Annotated in this window: 18 protein-coding genes; 8 read left to right on the top strand and 10 right to left on the bottom strand. The window is 64.2% G+C overall.

Annotated features, from left to right (window positions below; genetic code table 11):
* Positions 1-40: 40 nt before the first annotated feature.
* Positions 41-658, bottom strand: a complete 618-nt coding sequence (gene thiE / locus Q1U94_RS12270) for a thiamine phosphate synthase (RefSeq protein ID WP_300545083.1) — start codon at positions 656-658, stop codon at positions 41-43.
* Between the two features lie 152 nt (positions 659-810).
* On the opposite strand from thiE, the gene Q1U94_RS12265 reads away from it, so the two are divergent.
* Positions 811-1,278, top strand: coding sequence for a peptidase S1 (locus Q1U94_RS12265; protein ID WP_300545081.1), 468 nt, complete (start codon positions 811-813; stop codon positions 1,276-1,278).
* A 209-nt stretch (positions 1,279-1,487) separates the two neighbouring features.
* Positions 1,488-1,916, top strand: a complete 429-nt coding sequence (locus Q1U94_RS12260; RefSeq protein ID WP_300545079.1) for a peptidase S1 — start codon at positions 1,488-1,490, stop codon at positions 1,914-1,916.
* 75 nt (positions 1,917-1,991) lie between these two features.
* Here the strand turns inward: Q1U94_RS12260 and Q1U94_RS12255 are convergent, their stop codons facing one another.
* The 3 genes from Q1U94_RS12255 to gap form a co-directional block, all read right to left on the bottom strand.
* Positions 1,992-3,029, bottom strand: coding sequence for a class I fructose-bisphosphate aldolase (locus tag Q1U94_RS12255; RefSeq protein ID WP_300545077.1), 1,038 nt, complete (start codon positions 3,027-3,029; stop codon positions 1,992-1,994).
* Positions 3,030-3,216: 187 nt separating this feature from the next.
* Complete coding sequence (locus Q1U94_RS12250; RefSeq protein WP_300545075.1) at positions 3,217-4,428, bottom strand: phosphoglycerate kinase; 1,212 nt, start codon at positions 4,426-4,428, stop codon at positions 3,217-3,219.
* A 29-nt stretch (positions 4,429-4,457) separates the two neighbouring features.
* Positions 4,458-5,471, bottom strand: coding sequence for a type I glyceraldehyde-3-phosphate dehydrogenase (gene gap, locus Q1U94_RS12245; RefSeq protein ID WP_300545073.1), 1,014 nt, complete (start codon positions 5,469-5,471; stop codon positions 4,458-4,460).
* Positions 5,472-5,862: 391 nt separating this feature from the next.
* Here gap and Q1U94_RS12240 point away from each other — a divergent pair, with 391 nt between their 5' ends.
* Entirely contained in the window at positions 5,863-7,071 is a 1,209-nt protein-coding gene (locus tag Q1U94_RS12240) for an NAD-dependent epimerase/dehydratase family protein (RefSeq protein WP_300545071.1), read from the top strand.
* A 21-nt stretch (positions 7,072-7,092) separates the two neighbouring features.
* Here the strand turns inward: Q1U94_RS12240 and Q1U94_RS12235 are convergent, their stop codons facing one another.
* The 6 genes from Q1U94_RS12235 to cysG are packed head-to-tail and all read right to left on the bottom strand — an operon-like array spanning position 7,093 to position 13,404.
* The gene (locus tag Q1U94_RS12235) at positions 7,093-7,917 is read right to left on the bottom strand and encodes a ferredoxin--NADP reductase (RefSeq protein ID WP_366917292.1); all 825 of its coding nucleotides are present in this window, start codon (positions 7,915-7,917) and stop codon (positions 7,093-7,095) included.
* Positions 7,918-7,952: 35 nt separating this feature from the next.
* Entirely contained in the window at positions 7,953-8,969 is a 1,017-nt protein-coding gene (locus tag Q1U94_RS12230) for a cysteine synthase A (protein WP_300545067.1), read from the bottom strand.
* A gap of 44 nt (positions 8,970-9,013) precedes the next feature.
* Positions 9,014-10,123, bottom strand: a complete 1,110-nt coding sequence (locus Q1U94_RS12225) for a phosphoadenylyl-sulfate reductase (RefSeq protein ID WP_300545064.1) — start codon at positions 10,121-10,123, stop codon at positions 9,014-9,016.
* Positions 10,110-11,747: a nitrite/sulfite reductase gene (locus tag Q1U94_RS12220; protein ID WP_300545062.1), complete on the bottom strand. Its 1,638-nt coding sequence runs from the start codon at positions 11,745-11,747 to the stop codon at positions 10,110-10,112. Before Q1U94_RS12220 ends, Q1U94_RS12225 begins: the two co-directional genes overlap by 14 nt.
* Positions 11,747-12,016, bottom strand: coding sequence for a DUF2849 domain-containing protein (locus tag Q1U94_RS12215; RefSeq protein WP_300545060.1), 270 nt, complete (start codon positions 12,014-12,016; stop codon positions 11,747-11,749). The genes Q1U94_RS12220 and Q1U94_RS12215 overlap by 1 nt, the downstream gene beginning before the upstream one ends.
* Entirely contained in the window at positions 12,013-13,404 is a 1,392-nt protein-coding gene (cysG, locus tag Q1U94_RS12210; RefSeq protein ID WP_300545115.1) for a siroheme synthase CysG, read from the bottom strand. Before cysG ends, Q1U94_RS12215 begins: the two co-directional genes overlap by 4 nt.
* Before the next feature lie 116 nt (positions 13,405-13,520).
* Here cysG and gcvA point away from each other — a divergent pair, with 116 nt between their 5' ends.
* The 5 genes from gcvA to Q1U94_RS12185 all read left to right on the top strand — a co-directional run bounded on the left by gcvA (position 13,521) and on the right by Q1U94_RS12185 (position 20,318).
* Positions 13,521-14,456, top strand: a complete 936-nt coding sequence (gene gcvA / locus Q1U94_RS12205; protein WP_300545057.1) for a transcriptional regulator GcvA — start codon at positions 13,521-13,523, stop codon at positions 14,454-14,456.
* Between the two features lie 115 nt (positions 14,457-14,571).
* Entirely contained in the window at positions 14,572-15,462 is an 891-nt protein-coding gene (locus Q1U94_RS12200) for a hypothetical protein (protein WP_300545055.1), read from the top strand.
* Between the two features lie 178 nt (positions 15,463-15,640).
* Entirely contained in the window at positions 15,641-17,437 is a 1,797-nt protein-coding gene (locus tag Q1U94_RS12195; protein ID WP_300545053.1) for an FAD-dependent oxidoreductase, read from the top strand.
* Positions 17,434-19,269, top strand: coding sequence for a 2-oxoacid:acceptor oxidoreductase subunit alpha (locus Q1U94_RS12190; RefSeq protein WP_300545050.1), 1,836 nt, complete (start codon positions 17,434-17,436; stop codon positions 19,267-19,269). Before Q1U94_RS12195 ends, Q1U94_RS12190 begins: the two co-directional genes overlap by 4 nt.
* Positions 19,266-20,318, top strand: coding sequence for a 2-oxoacid:ferredoxin oxidoreductase subunit beta (locus Q1U94_RS12185; RefSeq protein ID WP_300545048.1), 1,053 nt, complete (start codon positions 19,266-19,268; stop codon positions 20,316-20,318). The genes Q1U94_RS12190 and Q1U94_RS12185 overlap by 4 nt, the downstream gene beginning before the upstream one ends.
* Positions 20,319-20,324: the final 6 nt, after the last annotated feature.

The raw sequence follows: 20,324 nt of genomic DNA, 5'->3' as shown, positions 1-20,324 counted from the left end.
AGCGTCAAGTGACAAGACGTTTATCCGGGGCGGGGGCCTGCTATTCCCGGCACAGCCGGTCGAAGGCCTGCACCGCGGCGGCGGGACCTTCCGGATGGTTCCAGACCCCACCGGACACGGCCAGGAAATCGGCACCGGCCTCGATCAGCGGCTTCGCGTTGTCAACCGTGATGCCGCCGATCGCCACGCAGGGCAGTTCGAACAATTCACTCCACCAGGTCAGGATGTCCGGCTCGGCTCGGCTGGGCGGCACCTTGGTCAGCGTGGGAAAGAACGCGCCGAAGGCGACATAGTCCGCCCCTGCCTCGCCTGCCACCATGGCGAGATGGCGGCTGTCATGGCAGGTCACACCGACCGTTCGATCCCTGCCCATCAGCGCCCGCGCCGCTTTCACGGTCCCGTCGGTCTGACCGATATGGACACCGTCACAACCGAGCTCCGCAGCCAGTTCCGGATCGTCGTTCATGATCGCCGCCACGCCGGCGCGCTGGGCGGTCTCGATCAGCGGCCGGGCCAGACGGCGCGTCTCCGCCCGGCCGCAATCCTTGAGACGGATCTGCAATGCGGCTACGTCGCCGCCGCCAAGCGCCTCGGCCAGGCGGTCCTGGAAGGTCTCGTCGATGCTGGAGGGGGTGATCAGGTAGAGCCGGGTCGTCATGGCGCGCCTTGTGGCAGCTGTCCGCCGGTCTGACAACGGTTTTTGCCGGCGCAGGCCCGTCGTTCATCCCCGCTTCATTTCCAAAGATGGAAAGTGACATCCATCGTGCGCCATGCAAGCTTTCGCGCGCCATTATCGATGAGGGGACCTCCATGACCATCAAAACCATTCTCGCCGCCACGGTTGCGGCTGCCGCCTTCGCGGGCGTCTCCGCGGCCCAGGACTGGTCGCAGAACCCGACCTTCGGCCAGACCACCCTGTCCGCCGGCTTTGCACCCGACCCGTACTCCGTCTCCATCACGGCTGGCGGAGATATCGACGCCAGCTCGGCGCTGGGCGGGGCCTGCCGCGGCATGATCGCCAACGCGCCGGACTATCGCCTGCACTACAATGCCGGCAGCCTGCCGCTCTATATCGGTGCCCGCTCCAATGCCGACACGACCATCGTCGTCAACGCGCCGGACGGCTCCTGGTATTGCAATGACGACACCAACGGCCTGAACCCGCAGGTATCCTGGGGCACCCCTCAATCCGGCCAGTACGATATCTGGGTCGGCACCTACGGTTCGGGCAGCGGTCTGGCCCAGTCGACCCTGACGATCTCGGAACTCGGCCACTAGACGCTTTATTCCGTAACGGAGAGCGGGCCCGTCGCGGCCCGCTTTCTTGTCTGTACAAGAGCGCGGCATGAAGGCGCGCCGGGACACTGAATTGCAGGCCGGTCCCAGTGAATTGCAGGCCGGTCCCAGTTCGCTTCTATTCGCGGCCCAATTCACCTATCGTGAGTTGTCGTCAACTGGGCGACGTTCATCCCGGGGGATTTTTTCAGATGAAAACCGTATTGATCGCCGCGATCACGTCGATCGCCGCTACCGGTGTGTCGATCGCGCAGGACTGGAGCCAGAGCCCGAATTTCGGCTCGGCATCGCTGAGTGCCGGCTTCGCACCGGACCCGTACAATGTTGACATTGTCGCTGGCGGCTCCGTCGACGCAAGCAATGTCGGCTGCGCAGGCATGATCGCCAATGCGCCGGACTACCGACTGCACTGGTCCGGAGGTCAGATCACGATCGGCGCCACATCCGGTTCAGACACGACCCTTGTCGTCAACGCTCCAGACGGCAACTGGTACTGCTCCGACGATGCCAACGGGTTTGATCCGGAACTCGTCCTCAACGGCTCCGGCCAGTACGACATCTGGGTCGGCACCTATGGCGGCGGCACAGCCAATGCCCGTCTCTACTTCACCGAATTCTAGCCAGGACCTGACGGTCAGCAGAAGCGGGGCCCCGCCGGGCCCCGCTTTTTTTGCCTTGCCGAGTACTGGAAACCGCTACGCCGTTTCCTTCTCCATCGCCGCATCCCACTCGCCCATGGCGGCGAGCCCGTTCATGCGGGCGCGGTGGTTGAAGGCGGCCTGGCCGGCAACGACATTTTCCGCCTTGCCGCCCCAGGCCTGCAGCGGAGCGGCCTGCAGGGCGCGGCCATAGGAGAAGGTCAGCGGCCAGGGCAGGTCGTAGCTGGCATTCATGGCATTGAGGTGCGCCGTGGCTTCCTCGTCGCTCTGGCCCCCGGAGAGGAAGGCAATGCCCGGCACGGCCGCCGGCACGCAATTGGCCAGGCATTGCACCGTCATGTCGGCGACTTCCTCGACACCCGCCCGGTCGGCGGCTTCGGTGCCCGAGATCACCATGTTCGGCTTGAGGATGGTGCCTTCCAGCACCACGCCCTGGTCGAAGAGTTCGCGATAGAGCGTCTTCAGGGCGAACTCGGTCACCTCGTAGCAGCGCTCGATCGAGTGATCGCCATCCATGATGACTTCCGGCTCGACGATCGGGACGATGCTGGCTTCCTGGCACAGCGCGGCATAGCGGGCCAGGGCGTGCATGTTGGTATTGATGCAGTATTGGGACGGAATGCTTTCATCATCCTTGGCGCCGATATTGATCACGGCGCGCCATTTGGCAAAGCGGGCGCCCAGCTCGTAATAGTCGGCAAGGCGGTCTCGCAGGCCGTCCAGCCCCTCGGTGATTTTCTCGCCCTCGGCGCCGGCGAGGTTTTTTGCCCCGGTATCGACCTTGATGCCCGGGATCGCTCCGGCATTCTGGATCAGCTTGACCAGCGAGGTATCGTCCCTGGCACTCTGGCGGATGGTTTCGTCGTAGAGGATAACGCCGGAGACATGCTCCGACATCGCCGTTTCGGTGCGGAACAGCATTTCGCGCCAGTCGCGGCGGTTGTCCGGCGTGTTGTCCAGACCGATCGAGGCAAAGCGCTTGCCGATCGTGCCGGTCGACTCGTCGGCGGCGAGAATGCCCTTGCCGGGCGCCACCATGGCGCAGGCGGTTTCATTGAGTTGATCGAGATCCATCACGTCTACCCCAGCTGATAAGCGTCTTGTCCGGACCCCAGGGTCCGCGTCCATGTGTCTGCCGCCCCGTTCTAATACGGCGCGGCGCTATTGCCCACAGGGCTGCAGCCAACCGGAAAGTCCAACTCCCGGCCCGCTCAATGTTATCGTTACCAACACTGTGACGGCAAGGCAATCGGCCCTGTCCTCAAGCCGCCACGCCCCGCGCCTGTTTCAGCACGCCGACACCCGGCAACGCCTTGCCCTCCATCCATTCCAGAAAGGCGCCGCCGGCCGTCGAGATGAAGGAGAAGTCGTTCGAAACACCTGCCTGGTTGAGCGCGGCCACCGTATCGCCGCCGCCGGCCACCGCGACCAGCCCGCGCTCCTTGACGGCGCGCGCGGCCTGCTGGGCCGCAGCAACGGTCGCGGTCTCGAAGGGCGGCGTCTCGAACGCGCCCAGGGGACCGTTCCAGATCAGCGTCTTGGCGTCTTCCATCGCCATAGCCAGGGCGACGACCGTGGCGGGGCCGCAATCGAGGATCATCTCGTCTTCGGCCACGTCGGTCACGGCGGTGAGGCGCGTTTCAGGATTGGGCCGGAACTCCTTCGCCACCACCACGTCGCTCGGCAGCATCAGCTTGCAGCCCGTCTCCTCGGCGGTGGCGATGATGGCGCGGGCGGTGTCAACCAGGTCCTTCTCGCACAGACTCTTTCCGACCTTGACGCCCTGGGCGTTCAGCAGCGTATTGGCCATGCCTCCGCCGACGAAGAGAATGTCGACCTTCTTCACCAGATTGTTCAGAAGGTCGAGCTTGGTGGAAACCTTTGCCCCGCCGACCAGGGCAATGACCGGACGCTGCGGCGCTTCGAGCGCGGCGACGAGATGGTCGATCTCGCGCTGCATGGCGAGACCCGCATAGGACGGCAGCAGCTGGGCCACTCCCTCGGTAGACGTGTGCGCGCGGTGCGCCGCAGAGAAGGCATCATTGACATATAGGTCGGCAAGATCGGCGAGCTGGCGGGCCAAGGCCGGGTCGTTGGCCTCTTCGCCGGGATGGAAGCGCGTATTTTCCAGCAGCAGCACATCGCCATCGGCCATATCGGCCGCCGCCGCCATAGCCTCCTCACCCACCGTTTCCATGCAGAAATCCACGGGCACGCCCAGCAGGTCGGCGAGCGGCTGGGCCACCGGCTCCAGCGACATCTCCGGCACGTGCTGGCCCTTGGGGCGGCCGAAATGGGCGATCAGGATCACCCGCGCTCCCTTGCCGGTGAGCAGTTCGATGGTCGGTATGGCCGAGACCAGACGCGTCGCGTCGCTCACCTTCCCGTCTTTCATCGGTACGTTGAAATCGACGCGTACCAGGACCCGCTTGCCAGCAACGTCCACATCCTGGATCCGGCGGATCTCTCTCATGTCCCTGCCCTCGTCACGCTATACGCGCTCTAGATGAATTTCCCCATCGCCACCGCCGTATCGATCATGCGGCAGGCGAAACCCCATTCATTGTCGTACCAGGTCATCACCCGGGCCAGACGCTCGTCGACCACCTTGATCTTGTCGACGGCCACGACCGAGGAGCGGCTGTCGTGATTGTAGTCGACGGAGACAAGCGGGATGCTGTCATAACCCAGCACACCCTTCATCGGACCGTCGGCCGCCGCCTTGACCGCCTCGGCCAGTTCGGCCTCGCTCGTGGCGCGCGACGGGGTGAAGACCAGATCGATCAGCGACACGTTGGGGGTCGGCACGCGGACCGCGGCACCGTCCAGCTTGCCCGCCAGTTCCGGCAGCACCAGGCCCACCGCCTTGGCCGCGCCGGTCGAGGTCGGGATCATCGACATCGCCGCCGCACGGGCCCGGTGCAGATCCTTGTGGTTCCGGTCGAGTGTGGGCTGGTCGCCGGTATAGGCATGGATCGTGGTCACGTGGCCGCGCTCGATCCCTACCGCGTCATTGAGCACCTTGGCCACCGGGGCGAGACCGTTCGTGGTGCAGGACGCGTTGGAGACCACCAGGTCGTCGGCCGAGAGCGCGTCGTGATTGACGCCGTAGACGATGGTCTTGTCGGCATTCTTGGCCGGAGCCGAACACAACACTTTCTTCGCACCGGAGCTTTCGATGTGCGCCATCGACGCTTCCCTGGAATTGAACTTGCCGGTGCATTCCAGGACGATATCGATACCCAGATCCTTCCAGGGCAGCTGGCCGGGATCGCGGCTGGAGACCTTCTGGATCTTGCCGAAACCGGCATCGATCCAGTCATCGCCGACCTTGATCTCGCCGGGATAGCGGCCGTGCACGCTGTCATAGGTCAGAAGGTGGGCATTGGTCTCCGGCGTCGAGCTGTCATTGATCGCGACGATTTCGATCTCGTCCCAGCGCTTGTTTTCCAGAACGGCGCGCAGTGCCAGGCGGCCGATACGGCCGAAACCGGTGATCGCAACGCGAAGAGCCATGCTTTCCATCTCCATGTGCACGAGGGCCGGACCCGTCGGTATCCGGCCGAAGTTGGCGCGGATTTAGCGGCCTTTGGCGGCCCCGTCCACCGATCGGGTGCGGCAAATCGGCCGAAGATGGAAATTTTTCATTTTTCGTTGCAGGCGAGCCATTCGTTCGACACGCGATCCAGAAGCGCCAAATAATTCTTCAATTCTAGCCATGTGTAAGAATTTTTGTTCGTGGTAGCGTTACCGGCCGAACGGCCCCTGTTTGCAAATGCGAAATCGCGGTGCGGCCATGCCCGGTTTCCCCTTGCGCAGCACGCGGCGCAGGCGGGGACTTGAAATGCTTCGCCCCCCCTGCGAGAACCGTCGGCGATTGATCAACACGTCAAGGGCAGGCGTACACATGAAAGTTATCGTACTCGGCGGCGACGGATTTTGCGGATGGCCGACGGCCCTCCACCTCTCCAATCTCGGCCACGATGTCGTCATCGTCGACAACCTGTCCCGGCGCAAGATCGACGTGGAGCTGGAAGTCGACAGTCTGACGCCGATCCGTCCGATGTCGGAGCGCTTGGCCGCCTGGAAGGAAGTGTCCGGCCGCGACATTCGCTTCGTGAACATGAATGTCGGCAAGGACTATCAGGAACTCGTCGACCTGATCGAAGCGGAAAAACCCGACTCCATCGTCCATTTCGCCGAACAACGCGCCGCGCCCTATTCGATGAAGTCGGCCCGCCACAAGCGCTATACGGTCGACAACAATCTCAATGCCACCAACGACGTGCTGGCCGCCATCGTGGAGAGCGGACGCGACATTCACCTGGTCCATCTGGGCACGATGGGCGTCTATGGCTACGGCACGGCCGGGATGAAGATCCCCGAGGGCTATCTCAAGGTGAAGGTGGAGACCGAGGACGGGCTGAAGGACCAGGAAATTCTCTATCCGGCCAATCCGGGCTCGATCTATCACATGACCAAAACCCAGGATCAGCTCTTCTTCCACTTCTACAACAAGAACGACAAGGTGAAGATCACCGATCTTCACCAGGGCATTGTCTGGGGCACCCAGACCGAAGAGACCAAGCGCGACGAGCGCCTGATCAACCGGTTCGACTACGACGGCGATTACGGTACGGTGCTGAACCGTTTCCTGATGCAGGCCGCCGTGGGCTACCCCATGACCGTGCACGGCACGGGTGGGCAGACCCGCGCCTTCATCCACATCCAGGACACGGTGCGCTGTATCCAGCTGGCCATCGAGAACCCGCCGCAATCGGGCGACAAGGTGCGCATTCTCAACCAGATGACCGAGACGCACCGCGTGCGCGATCTGGCCAAGATGATCGCCGATCTCGCCGGGGCGGAAATGCAGCTTGTCCCCAATCCGCGCAACGAGGCTGACGAGAACGACCTGCACGTGGAAAACGACACCTTCCTGCAGATGGGCCTGAAACCCACCACCCTGGCCGGGGGCCTGATGGAAGAGGTCACCGAGATCGCGCGCAAATACGCGGATCGCTGCGACAAGTCGAAAATCCCCTGCGTCTCCTACTGGGGCAAGACGCGCGAGAAAGCCGCGGCCAAGACCGTGGAGACATCGGCCGCGGAATAGGCGCGGTCCGGCTCGCGGCGATCAGGTCGCGACGAAAGCCTTCTCGACGACGAAATCCGACGGCGCGGCGTTGGAGCCTTCCTCGAAACCGCGATCGAGACAGATCTGCTTCGTGTCCTTCAACAGGCCTTCCGACCCGCAGATCATCACGCGGTCCACGGCCGGGTCCAGCGGCGGCACGCCGAGACGCTCGAAAAGCTCACCGTTTTCGATCAGCTCGGTGACGCGGCCCTTCACGGGTCCGTCCTCGCGCGTGACCGAAGCGAAATGGACCAGCTTTTCCTGTGCCATCTCGCCGATCAGCTCGTCGGACTTCACGGCCTCGACCAGCTCATTGCCATAGACCAGTTCCGCCGCCTCGCGGCAGGTATGGGTGAGGATGACCTGGTCGAACTTCTCATAGGTTTCCGGATCGCGGATCAGGCTGGCAAACGGCGCGATGCCTGTGCCGGTGGAGATCATGTAGAGCCGCTTGCCGGGTTTTAGCGCATCGAGCACCAGCGTGCCGGTCGGCTTTTTGCCCAGTAGCACCTGGTCGCCCGGCTGGATGTGCTGGAGACGCGAGGTGAGCGGTCCGTCGGCGACCTTGATCGAGTAGAAGTCCAGCGCCTCGTCCCAGAACGGGCTGGCCACGGAATAGGCACGCAGAAGCGGTTTGCCGTCTTCCTTGGGAAGGCCGATCATGACGAATTCACCCGAGCGGAAGCGGAACGCATCCGGCCGCGTGATCCGGAAATAGAACAGGCGGTCGGTATAGTGCTTGACCTCCAGCACGGTCTCGATCGTATAGGGCCCCGGCTTGGCAGAGATCGCGTTGGTCACGCGGGCCGTCGATGTCAGCGTCATGTCGTTCATGCGTCTTTATCCCGTAGACTGCGGCATCAAGCCGTCACGCGCGGCGCTTCGCTATCGGCCCAGGGCGGAACAGGCAAGCCCCGGCTGGACAGGAAGTCCGGATTGAACAGTTTGCCGGCATACCGGGATCCGGCATCGCACAGCATGGTTACGATCGTCTTGCCCGGCCCTGTCTCGCGCGCCAGCCGCATCGCGCCCGCGATGTTGATCCCGGCCGATCCGCCCAGCGACAGACCCTCAGTCTTCACAAGATCGAACAGGATCGGCAGCATTTCCGCATCCTCGATGCGGTAGGCGTGGTCAATGGCAAGACCTTCCAGATTGCCGGTGATGCGATTGACCCCGATGCCTTCGGTGATCGAGGACCCCTCGCCCTTCAGCTCGCCGGTCGTGTAGTAGCTGTGCAGCGCCGCGCCGGCCGGATCGGCAACGCCGATCACGACGTCGGGGTTTTTCGCCCGCAAGGCCGCGGCAACGCCCGCCAGCGTACCACCGGAACCGACCGCGCAGATGAAGGCGTCGACCCGGCCGCCGGTCTGTTCCCAGATTTCCGGCCCGGTGGTCAGTTCGTGGGCGCGCCTGTTGGCGAGATTGTCGAACTGGTTGGCCCAGACAGCGCCGGCGGGTTCGCTCTCGTTCAGGGCCTCCGCCAGGCGGCGGGAATAGTGGACAAAGTGGTTGGGGCTCGAAAACGGCGCCGCATCGACCTCGATCAGCCGGGCGCCGTGAGAGCGGACCACCTGCTTCTTTTCTTCCGACTGGGTGCGCGGCATCACGATGATGACATCATAGCCCAGCGCGCCACCCACAAGGGCGAGGCCGATACCGGTATTGCCGGCGGTTCCCTCGACGATGGTCCCGCCGGGTTTCAACGCGCCGGATCTTTCCGCTTCGCGCACGATGTTCAGCGCGGCCCGGTCCTTTACGGAACCGCCGGGATTGAGGAATTCGGCCTTGCCAAGGATCTCGCAGCCGGTGGCCGCAGACGGGCCGTCCAGCCGGATCAGCGGCGTATTGCCGATCAGGTCGAGCACGTGAGACACGAACGTGTGTCCTTTCAGTCTGTTCGGCGGCAATCCGCCCCGTCCTATTCGGCAGCGATGCGGGACGGAGTGTGAATGCCGCATTCGGTCTTGTTGCGTCCTGCCCAGCGGCCGGAGCGCACATCGCCGTCATCCTGTACCGGCGCCGTGCACGGCCAGCAGCCGATCGATGCATATCCCATATCGCTCAAGGGATGGCGCGGCAAATCGAAGCGCTGGAAATAGGCGTTCACTTTTTCCGCATCCCAGCTGGCCAGCGGATTGACCCGGATGCGTCCATTGATCCGTTCCACCACCGGCAGGGCGAGCCGTTCGCCGCCATGAAAGCGCTTGCGGCCGGTGATCAGTGCGTCGTACTCGCCGATCACCTTGTCCAGCGGACGCACCTTGCGCAGGGCGCAGCAGGCATCGGGGTCACGCTGCCAGAGCCGGTCATCGCCATCCTCGGCGGCGGCCTCGCCGGCATCCGGGCGCAGCATGCGGATATTGGTCAGGCCGAGCGTTTCGGTCAGGGCCCTTTGATATTGTTCGGTCTGGGCAAATAGGCGGCCGGTATCCAGGAAGATGACCGGCGTATCCGGTGCGATGCGGGCGATCATGTGCAGCCCAACAGCGGCTTCCGCACCGAAGGAGGACAGGACGGCAATCCGGCCGGCCCATTCATTGCGGATCGCATCGCGCAGGATGTCGGCCGCATCGGCGCCGCGATACCGTGCATTGAGCGCGGCGAGATCGTCGCCCGGCCGGGCCTGCCGATGCCGGAAGATCGGCGTCACCTTGTCCTGGGCGGGCTGGTAGGCATGCGAGAACCGGGCACGGGCCTTGGCCCAGTCCGCCGCCAGGTCGGTCCGTTCCGGGGCGACGTCGTCGAAACCCACCCGATGCAGATACCGGGCCTGGTCCGGGATCAGATCGCCGACGGCGCGCAGCCGGCCGGTGAAGCCGGCGCGTTCGCGCAATTGCGTTGCCAGCGTGAAACCGCGCCCGTCCTTGAAACTGGAAAAGCGGATATCGACCTGAACGGCATCGCGAACCTGTTCGGCTGCGTCGCGCCAGTCGGACTCGCCGGGGATTTCGACGACATGTCCGCCGCCGGCCTCGATCTGGTTCTGCGCGGTCTCGCGGGCCAGGGGTTTTCGTTCAAGCTGCAACATAGATCGACTCCTTGAACGCCTCGTCCCCCACACGCCGCAGCGTGTCGATGAAACGCTCGTTCTCGTCCCTGATTTCCAGGTAGGTTCTGAGCAGCCGCACAATGGCCGCGGGCACGTCGTCGCCCGCCAGACCCTTGCCGACGATATTGCCGATGGCCGCATCCGTGCCGAAGGCTCCGCCCAGCGTGATCTGGTAGAATTCCTCGCCGCGCTTGTCGACGCCCAGGACACCGATATGGGCGACGTGGTGATGGCCGCAGGCATTGATGCAACCATCTATCTTGATGGTCACATCGCCGACATCGCCAGCCAGGCCCTCCGCCTCGATCAGGCTCGAGATCGCCTGGGCGATCGGGATCGAACGGGCGTTGGCCAGGCTGCAATAGTCCAGCCCCGGACACGCAACGATATCGGTTGCCAGGCCTGCATTCGCGGTGGCCAGGCCGGCCGCGGCCAGGGCGTCGAACACCGCTTCCAGATCGGCGTTGCGCACGTGTGGCAGGACCAGATTCTGGTCCGGCGTGGCGCGGACTTCGTCGAACCCGTAGCGCTCGGCGATGCCGGCCACGGCATCGAGCTGGTCGGCGGTGATATCGCCCGGCGCACCGCCGACAGGTTTCAGCGAGATCACCACGGAGGACAGGCCAGCCACCTTGTGGTCGCGCCGGTTGCGGCGCAGCCATTGGGCGAAATCGGCCCGGCCCGTGGCCGGAATGGCCGTGGCCTCGGCAATCGGCGGGGCATCGAAGAAGGCGCGGATACGGGCGATCTCGGCGGCGGGCAGTTTCAGTTCGCCCTCGCGGATATGTGCCCACTCCTCTTCGGTCTGGCGGCCGAATTCTCCGGCCCCCAGTGCCTCGACCAGGATCTTGATCCGGGCCTTGTAGAGATTGTCGCGCCGGCCGTGCTGATTGTAGACGCGCAGGATCGCGGTCAGATAGGAGAGGAGGTCTTCCGGCGCCAGAAAGTCGCGGATCTTCCGCCCCAGGCGCGGCGTGCGGCCCTGGCCGCCCCCGACCCAGACCTCGAAGCCGGTCTCGCCCGCCGCGTTCCTGACGATCTGCAGGCCGATATCATGCACGCGGATGCCCGCACGGTCTTCCCCGGCACCGTTGACGGCGATCTTGAACTTGCGCGGCAGGAAGGTGAACTCCGGGTGGAAGGTCGACCATTGCCGGATGATTTCCGCCCAGGGGCGCCCGTCCTCGATCTCGTCGGCCGCGGCACCGGCGAAGGGGTCGGCCGTGACATTGCGGATGCAATTCCCCGAGGTCTGTATGGCATGCATCTCGACCTTGGCGAGATCTTCGAGAATATCGGGAATGTCGACCAGTTTCGGCCAGTTGTACTGAATGTTCGTACGCGTCGTGAAATGGCCGTAGCCCTTGTCATAGGTCCGCGCGATATGGCCAAGCGTACGGACCTGGGGACCGTTCAGCGTGCCATAGGGAATGGCCACACGCAGCATGTAGGCGTGCAGCTGCAGATAGACGCCATTCATCAGGCGCAGCGGCTTGAACTGGTCTTCCGTCAGGCGCCCGTCGAGCCGGCGCTCCACCTGGTCGCGAAACTCGTCGATCCGTTCACGGACAAGGCTGTGATCGTATGTGTCGTACTTGTACATTACGCAGCCCGATGGGTGGAACCGGTCGTCGGACCGGTCAGACGAATGGTCTCGCGGCGCCATTTCTGGCCGCCGGGGCGGTCGTCCTCGACCTCGATCAGATAGGGGCCGACCGCAACGCCGAATTCGCCCTCCGCTTCGGCCAGGCGGGCATCGGCCTCCTCGCTGTCCAGGCGTTCGGCCTCGGCCAGGTCGGTGGACCACTGGCCTTCGACGGTGCGGTAGATCACACGGCCGTCGGTCAGGCGGTTGGCGGTGATCGCTTTCATGCGAATTGCTCCAGTGTTTTCGGGGCCGCCTGCGAGGCGGCGGCCGCGGCGGTTTCGCCCACGATCATGATGGTGGGACCGGCAATGCCTTCGCGCTCGACGAGGGCGGCAAGCCCGCCCAGCGTGCCGAAAACGCGGCGTTCGGTATCCAGTGTGCCGTTCTCGATCAGCGCTACAGGCGTCGACGGTGACCGGCCGGCCTCGGTCATCTTGCGCTGGATCTCCGGTGCGGCACCCACGCCCATGTAGAAGACGGTGGTCGAATTGGGTGCGGACAGGGCGCGATAATCGGCATCGGGCCCGCCCTGTTTCACAACGCCGGACGCAAAGGTGACCGACTGGGCATGGTCGCGATGGGTCAACGGAATGCCGGCAGACGCCGCGCAGGCCACCGCAGCGGTGATGCCGGGCGTGACCTCGACGGCAAGGCCGGCAGCGCGCACCACATCCATCTCCTCGCCGCCCCGGCCGAAAACAAAGGGATCTCCGCCCTTGATGCGAACAACGCGCTGGCCCTTGCGGGCTTCGCGGACGAGAATCTCGCCGATGGTATCCTGGGGCACCGGATGATGGCCCTTTGTCTTGCCGACATCGATCCGCAACGCATCGCGGCGGGACAGATTCAGCACACCCTCGGAAACCAGGCGGTCATGGACGATGACATCGGCCTCGCGCAGAAGGCGCGCCGCCTTGAGGGTCAGAAGGTCGGGGTCGCCGGGGCCGGCCCCGACGAGATGGACGATACCGGCCGCTTCGCCACGCTCGCCATTGAGTTCGCGCAACATTTCGCGGCGGGCGCCGGACTTGTCGCCGGCGAGGGCGAGATCGCGGGCCTTGCCCCGCAGGGCGCGTTCCCAGAAGGCGCGGCGGTCGCCGAACCGTCCCAGCACCGCTTTGACAGTGCCGCGCAGCTCGCGCGCCAGATCGGCGAGAAGGCCGATGCGCGCAGGAAGAAGCTGTTCGATGGCCGCCCGGATATCGACAGAGAGGACCGGCGCCGCACCGCCGGAGGCAATCGACACGACAATGCCGTCACGATCGACGATCGCCGGGGTCTGGAAATCCGAAGACGCCGGGCTGTCGACGATATTGACCGGTATGCCCAGGCGGCGCGCCATGCGCGCCAGGGCTTCCGCCGGAACACCGTCCGAGCCGGCTATGAAAAGCAGGGCCGCGCCACGAAGGTCCCGCCGTGTCGGCATACGGCGTTCAATCTTCGCATACTGGGCAATATCCGAAGGGACAGGACCGTCTGTCTTGCCGGTGAACCACAGCAACCGGGCTGGGGAAGTCGCAAAGAGGCGCGCCTTCGGCTCGGCCATCGGGCCTGACCCGACAACGATCACCGTACGTCCATCTAGGGGAATGGAGGCGGGAAAGACACGCATCATTACTCATCCGATCCTGCGCCCTCGTGGCGCGACACGTGCAATATTTCTATTCGATACAGCGAGTTCAAACGACGATTATTGGCTTTTGAAATTAGAAAAACTAAACTCACGCCATGGCCCGTTCCTCCCGCCTTCCCCCGCTCAACGCCCTGCGCGCCTTCGAGGCTGCCGCGCGGCTGGAAAGCTTCGCACGCGCCGCCGACGAGCTTGCAGTGACGCCGGGGGCGATTTCCCAGCAGATCCGCTCCCTGGAAGACCATGTCGGCACGCCGCTTTTCGTACGCGAGGGGCGCGGGCTGACCCTGACCGGAGCGGGGCGCGCGGCCGCGAATGTCACCTCGGAGGCCTTCGAGACGCTGGAGCGGGCGGTGTCGCTGATGCGTCAGCCGGTGCAGCGCCGGGCGCTCACAGTATCGGTGGCCCCGTCCTTCGCCGGTAAATGGCTGGCGCCGCGCCTGCACCGGTTTCAGGACGACCATCCCGGCGTGGAAGTCTGGATCGCAGCCACGTCGGAACGTGTCGATCTGGGCGCCGGCGCCGCCGATCTGGCGATCCGCTATGGCCCCGGCGGCGACATGACGCTGAACGAGGAACGCCTCCTGCCGGAGGAGGTCCTGCCGGTCTGTTCCCCCGACCTTCTGCGCGATGGCGTACCGTTGACCACACCGCGGGATCTGGCCGGACACACACTGCTGCACGACGCTTCGCCGGAAAGCGAAGTCGACGGGGCTGATTGGTCGGCCTGGCTGAAGGCGCGCAATATCCGCGGCGTGGCCGTGGCCGGCGGGGTGAGGTTCAACCAGTCCGCCCTGGTGATCGATGCCGCCGTGGCCGGGCGCGGCGTAGCCCTGGCCAAGCGGGCACTGGCCCAGAACGACCTGGCCTCCGGCCGCCTGGTCGCGCTGTTCGCCGATGGCACCTCGCCGGTGCGCTCGGCCTATCACATCGTGACAGCGCGCAACCGGCCACTCTCGCCGGATGCGGAAGGGTTCATCGCCTGGCTTCGCGCCGAAGCCCGGATGCACGAGCATTCGGTGGACGAACTTTAGAAACCGGTCCCCTTCTGGCCACCCGGCCGGGACGCGCATCCGCAAACCCGCCCGATTTCTGTGGCTTGCCGCAACAAGCTTGCGCTAGACTGGCGTTGCTGCCGGGGAGGGCCGCATGCGCCGATTGATCCTGACGGGTGTTCTGGGCGTCCTGCTGATTGCCGGCGTTGTATTCTGGCCGCGGGCCGATGACTGGCTGGCCATGAACACCTATGACGGCGAGACCTATCGCGTCCTGTTCGTGCGCCCCGGACGGGGCGAGGCGCCGGAGACGCGCGGTTGCGACGCCGTCTGGGCCTATGGCGCCCAGGGACACCGCGTCTACGCCGTCGTGCTCGGCGAAGACGGGGCTTACCGGCCCACGATCTGCGATCCCGTTGCCGAGGAACAGTCGGCCCCGATGAACGTGGCGGTCTATGATTCCTACGCCGGTTTTCACGCCGACGGGCGCATCGTCACCGCATCGCGGTTCGGCGACACGATCGACCTTGTGATCCTCGATCCCGACGGTTCGCCGGACCGCCTGACCGACGACACGTTCCGCAACAGCGATCCCGACTGGTCGCCGGACGGCCGCACCATCCTGTTCCGGTCGAACCGGAGCGGATCGTCGGACCTGTGGACGCTGGACCTGGAGACCGGCGGAATGACCCGGCTCACCGACGATCCGGACAATGACAGTCATCGCGGCTATGGCGGCGAAGGCCCGGGCCGGTTTTCGCCCAACGGGCGCATGATCGTCTGGAACTGCACGGGCGGCGAGGACCGGTCGAACGTGTGCGTCATGAATGCGAACGGCTCCAATCCGCGCCGGCTCACCCCCGGCACCCGCAGAGATGAGGGCCTTTATCCCGCCTGGCACCCGTCGGGCACGCGGATCGTTTTCGGAATGAGCGACGGCGAGACCTATACGCTCTACGAAATCGGCGTGGACGGGTCGGCGCCGGTGCGAATCCCCGACCAAGGCGAAACGAGCAATCTCGGCGGCGTCTGGGTCCGTGGATAGCCCACGCCATGCGACTCACTCTCAACCGCAAACATTCTCGTTCACATCCGGTCGCTTAAGGGGGAATTCGCTTGACCCGCGCTCGGTTCAGCATGCGAGAATAATACCAATAAGAGTGCGGCCCGCAGATGGCCGAACGCGCAACAAGGTACGGGCCGGAAGGCCCGGGGTGAGGAGCATGAAGCCGACCGATACGCGCGATCCCGACTATTTTCACAAGGTCGTGGATTGCCAATGGGCGTGTCCGGCACACACGCCGGTGCCTGAGTATATCCGTCTGATAGCCCAGGGAAAATTCACCGAAGCCTATCTCGTCAACCGGCGGTCCAACGTGTTTCCCGGCATTCTCGGCCGGGTCTGCGACCGCCCGTGCGAGCCGGCCTGCCGGCGCGGCCGCGTCGAGGAGGAGCCGTTGGCGATCTGCCGGCTGAAACGCGTCGCCGCGGATCACCGCGACGAGGTGAAACATCTCCTGCCGCAAAAGCCCGAGCGCACGAATGGCAAGAAGGTCGCCCTGATCGGGGCAGGTCCGGCTTCGCTGACCGTGGCGAACGATCTCGCGCCACTGGGCTATGAATGTACCATTTTCGAGGCGCACCACCGGCCCGGCGGGCTGATGATCTCGAACATCCCCGCCTTCCGCCTGCCGGAAGAAGTGCTGGACGAGGAGATCGACTACATTCTCGACATGGGCGTCGAGCTGAAGCTGAACCATCGCGTGGAAAGCCTGCGCGCCCTGATGGATCACGGCTATGACGCGGTCTTCGTGGGCTCCGGTGCGCCCAAGGGCAAGGACCTGCACATCGAGGGCCGCGAGGAGGCAGCGGACAATATCCATATCGGCATCGACTGGCTGGAAAGCGTCGCCTTCGAACACACCGACAAGATCGGCAAGCGTGTGCTGATCATCGGCGTGGGCAATACGGCGATGGATTGCTGCCGCACCTCGCTGCGCCTGGGCGCCGGGGACGTGAAGGTGATGGCGCGCAAGCCGCGGCAATTCTTCAAGGCCTCCCCGTGGGAGCTGGAGGATGCCGAGGACGAGAATGTCGAGATTGTCGTCAATCATTCCCCCAAACGCTTCGTTGTCGAGAACGGCAGGCTGACGGGCATGGAATTCGAGCTTATGGAATACGATCTCGACGACCGGGGCCGGATCACGGAAACACGGACCGTCGGGACGAAGATCATCCCCTGTGACGACGTCATCCTGGCCATCGGCCAGGAAAACGCCTTTCCCTGGATCGAGCGCGATATCGGCATCGAGTTCGACAAATGGGGCGTTCCGGTGGTCGACGAGACCACGCACGCCTCGACCCTGCCCGGCGTGTTTTTCGGCGGCGACAGCGCTTTCGGTCCGAAGAACATCATCTGGGCGGTCGAACACGGCCACCAGGCGGCAATCTCTATCCACAAACACTGCCAGGGCGAGACTATCGAGGAACGCATGCCGCGCGGGCTGAATCTACAATCGGCCAAGATGGGCGTGAATGAGTGGATGTATTCCCACGCGTATGAAGGGGCACACCGCCGCGACATGCCGCTGGTGGAGCTCAAGGAACGCCTGTCCAATCGCAAGATGGAAGTGGAGCTGGGCTTCGATGCCGAACGCATCGCCACCGAGGTGCAGCGCTGTCTCAATTGCGATGTCCAGACCGTGTTCGATGCTCCCCTGTGCAAGGAATGCGATGCCTGTCTGGACATCTGTCCCGTCGACTGCCTGGCCATCGTGCCCGACGGCGACGAGGACGCGTTGCGCCAGAGCCTCCGGGTTCCCGCGAACAATACCGAACAGGCGCTTTACGTCTCCGCGCCGCTCAAGGATACCGGCCGCGTGATGGTCAAGGACGAGAATCTCTGCCTGCATTGCGGGCTGTGCGCCGAACGCTGCCCCACCGCCGCGTGGGACATGCAGGATGCGGACATCTTCATTCCGCATGTCGAGAATGAAGCCGGAAAGGTGGCGGCGGAATGAAGGATATCGTCGACGCGACGAGCGAAGTCCGTGTGAACGACTTCGTTATCAAGATCGCCAATGTGAACGGCACCGGCTCGGCCTCGGCCAACGGCCTCCTGATGAAAGCGATCTTCCGCATGGGCGTGCCCGTGGTGGGCAAGAACCTGTTCCCGTCCAACATCCAGGGTCTGCCGACCTGGTACGAGATCCGCATCACCAAGGACAGCTATTTCGCCCGCTCCGGCACGGCGGAACTCGTCGTGGCGATGAATGCGGAAACCTACAAGCAGGACCTCGCCGAGGTCTCGCCGGGCGGTTTCCTGCTGTACGACAGCACCTGGCCGCGCCCCGACCTGCACGGCCGTACCGATATCACCGCCATCGGCGTACCTCTGGCGCGGATGTGCAACGAGCATTTCGACAATGCCCGCACCCGGGTGCTGATGAAGAACATGGCCTATGTCGGCGCGGTGGCCGGACTGACCGGGATCGATGTCGAAGTCATCCGCGCCATGGTCACCGAGATGTTCGGCACCAAGGCGCACCTGATCGACGCCAACATGAAGGCGATCGAGCTGGGCCTGCACTATGTCCGCGAAAACTATCCCGACCCGCTGCCGCTCAAGGTCGAGGCCATGGACGCCACGGCCGGCCATATCATGATCGACGGCAATACGGCGGCGGCGCTGGGCTGTCTCTACGCCGGGGCCACTTTCGGCGCCTGGTATCCGATCACGCCCTCGACCTCGCTGATGGACGCATTCAAGTCGTTCTGCGAGAAATACCGGGTCGACAAGGATACGGGCGAAAAGCGCTTCTGCATCGTCCAGGGTGAGGACGAGCTGGCCTCGATCGGCATGGCCATCGGCGCCGGCTGGAACGGGGCGCGGGCCTTCACGCCGACATCGGGGCCGGGCATTTCCCTGATGAGTGAATTCATCGGCTTTGCCTATTATGGCGAAGTGCCGGTAGTGATTTTCGACGTACAGCGCGCAGGCCCGTCTACCGGGCTGCCCACGCGCACCCAGCAGTGCGACCTCACCCTGGCGGCCTATGCCAGTCATGGCGACACCAAGCATATCCTCGTCTTTCCCGCCAATCCGAAGGAATGCTTCGAGATGGCCGTGCAGAGTTTCGATCTGGCCGAACGTTTCCAGACGCCGGTCTTCTTCATGACCGATCTGGATATCGGCATGAATGACTGGATGGTGCCCGAATTTGGCTGGGACGACAGTTATGCGCCGGATCGCGGCAAAGTCCTGTCGAAGGACGATCTCGAGAAGATCGGGAAATTCTACCGCTACGAGGACCGCGACGGCGATGCGATCCCCTATCGCACCCTGCCGGGCGTGCATCCCAAGGGCGCCTATTTCACCCGCGGTTCCGGTCACAACTGGAAGGGCGGCTATACCGAGGACTCGGCCGAGTACAAGGAAGTGCTCGACCGGCTGACCCGCAAGTGGAAAAGCGCCGCCAAAGCCCTACCGGCACCGGTTGTCATGCGTTGCGATCAGCCCGCGCGGCGGGCCATTGTCTCGGTGGGCGGCTGCGACGGCGCGGTGCGCGAGGCGATGGACCGGCTCGCCGAGGATGGCATCCATCTCAACTATATGCGGGTGCGCGGCTTCCCGTTCAGCGAAGAGGTCGACGCCTTCATCGCCGAACATGACGAAGTTTTCGTCGTCGAACAGAATCGCGACGCCCAATTGCGCACACTGCTGGTCAACGAGACTTCGGCCGACAAGACCAGGCTGATCCCCGTGCTCGATTACGCCGGCATGTCCGCCAATCCGAAATTCGTGATCGAGGGCGTCAAGGCGCGTCTCGAAGCCCTGGGAGACGCCGCATGACCTCCATGCCGAAACCCTTCATCGACAAGCACCTGCCCAGAAACAAGCTGGGCCTGTCGGTACGCAACTACGAAGGCGTGATGTCGACCCTGTGCGCGGGCTGCGGCCACGACTCGGTCACGGCGGCGCTGGTGCAGGCCTTCTGGGAGCTGGATCTGGCGCCGGAGAGTGCGGCCAAGGTGTCGGGCATCGGCTGTTCGTCCAAGACCACGGCCTATTTCATGGGCCAGTCGCACGGCATCAATTGCGTGCACGGCCGCATGCCCTCGGTCGCCACCGGCGCCAATGCCGTCAACGGCCAGCTCCACTATATCGGGATTTCCGGCGACGGCGACTCGCTGTCCATCGGCTTCGGCCAGTTTGCCCACGCCATCCGCCGCAATCTCAACATGCTCTACATCATCGAGAATAACGGCGTTTACGGCCTGACGAAGGGTCAGTTCTCGGCCTCGGCGGATTATGGATCGAAGTCGAAAAAGGGCGTGCCCAACGAACAGACGCCGATCGACCCCTGCATCCAGGCGCTCACCCTGGGCGCGGGTTTCGTGGCGCGCGCCTTCTCCGGCGACAAGTCGCAACTCGTACCGCTGATCAAGGCCGGGCTGATGCACAAGGGCTTTGCCCTGATCGACGTGATCTCGCCCTGCGTGACCTTCAACGACCATGCCGGCTCTACCAAGAGCTATGCCCATACCTACAAGTATTATCACCCGCTGGTGCACACGGATTTCGTCGCCCATGCCGATGAGATCACCGGCGAATATGCCGAGGATGGCGAAATGCGCGTCACGCTGCACGATGGCGGCGAGCTGCGCCTGCGCAAGACGGATGACAATTATGATCCGCGCGACAGGGCCCAGGCGATCGAAACGTTGATGACGGGCGAGAGCAATGGCGAGATCCGTACGGGCCTGCTGTATCTCAACGAGGACCTGCCGGACATGCATGCGGCCAACAAATTGCCCGAAACTCCGCTCAACGCCCTGCCCTTCGATGCGCTCTGTCCCGGCACTGGCGCACTTGCCAGCCTGCAGAAACGCTATCGATAGGCCGGT

It is taken from the genome of Maricaulis sp. (assembly GCF_030149515.1).
GTDB lineage: Bacteria > Pseudomonadota > Alphaproteobacteria > Caulobacterales > Maricaulaceae > Maricaulis.
This window is presented reverse-complemented; position numbering and strand designations above follow the sequence as displayed.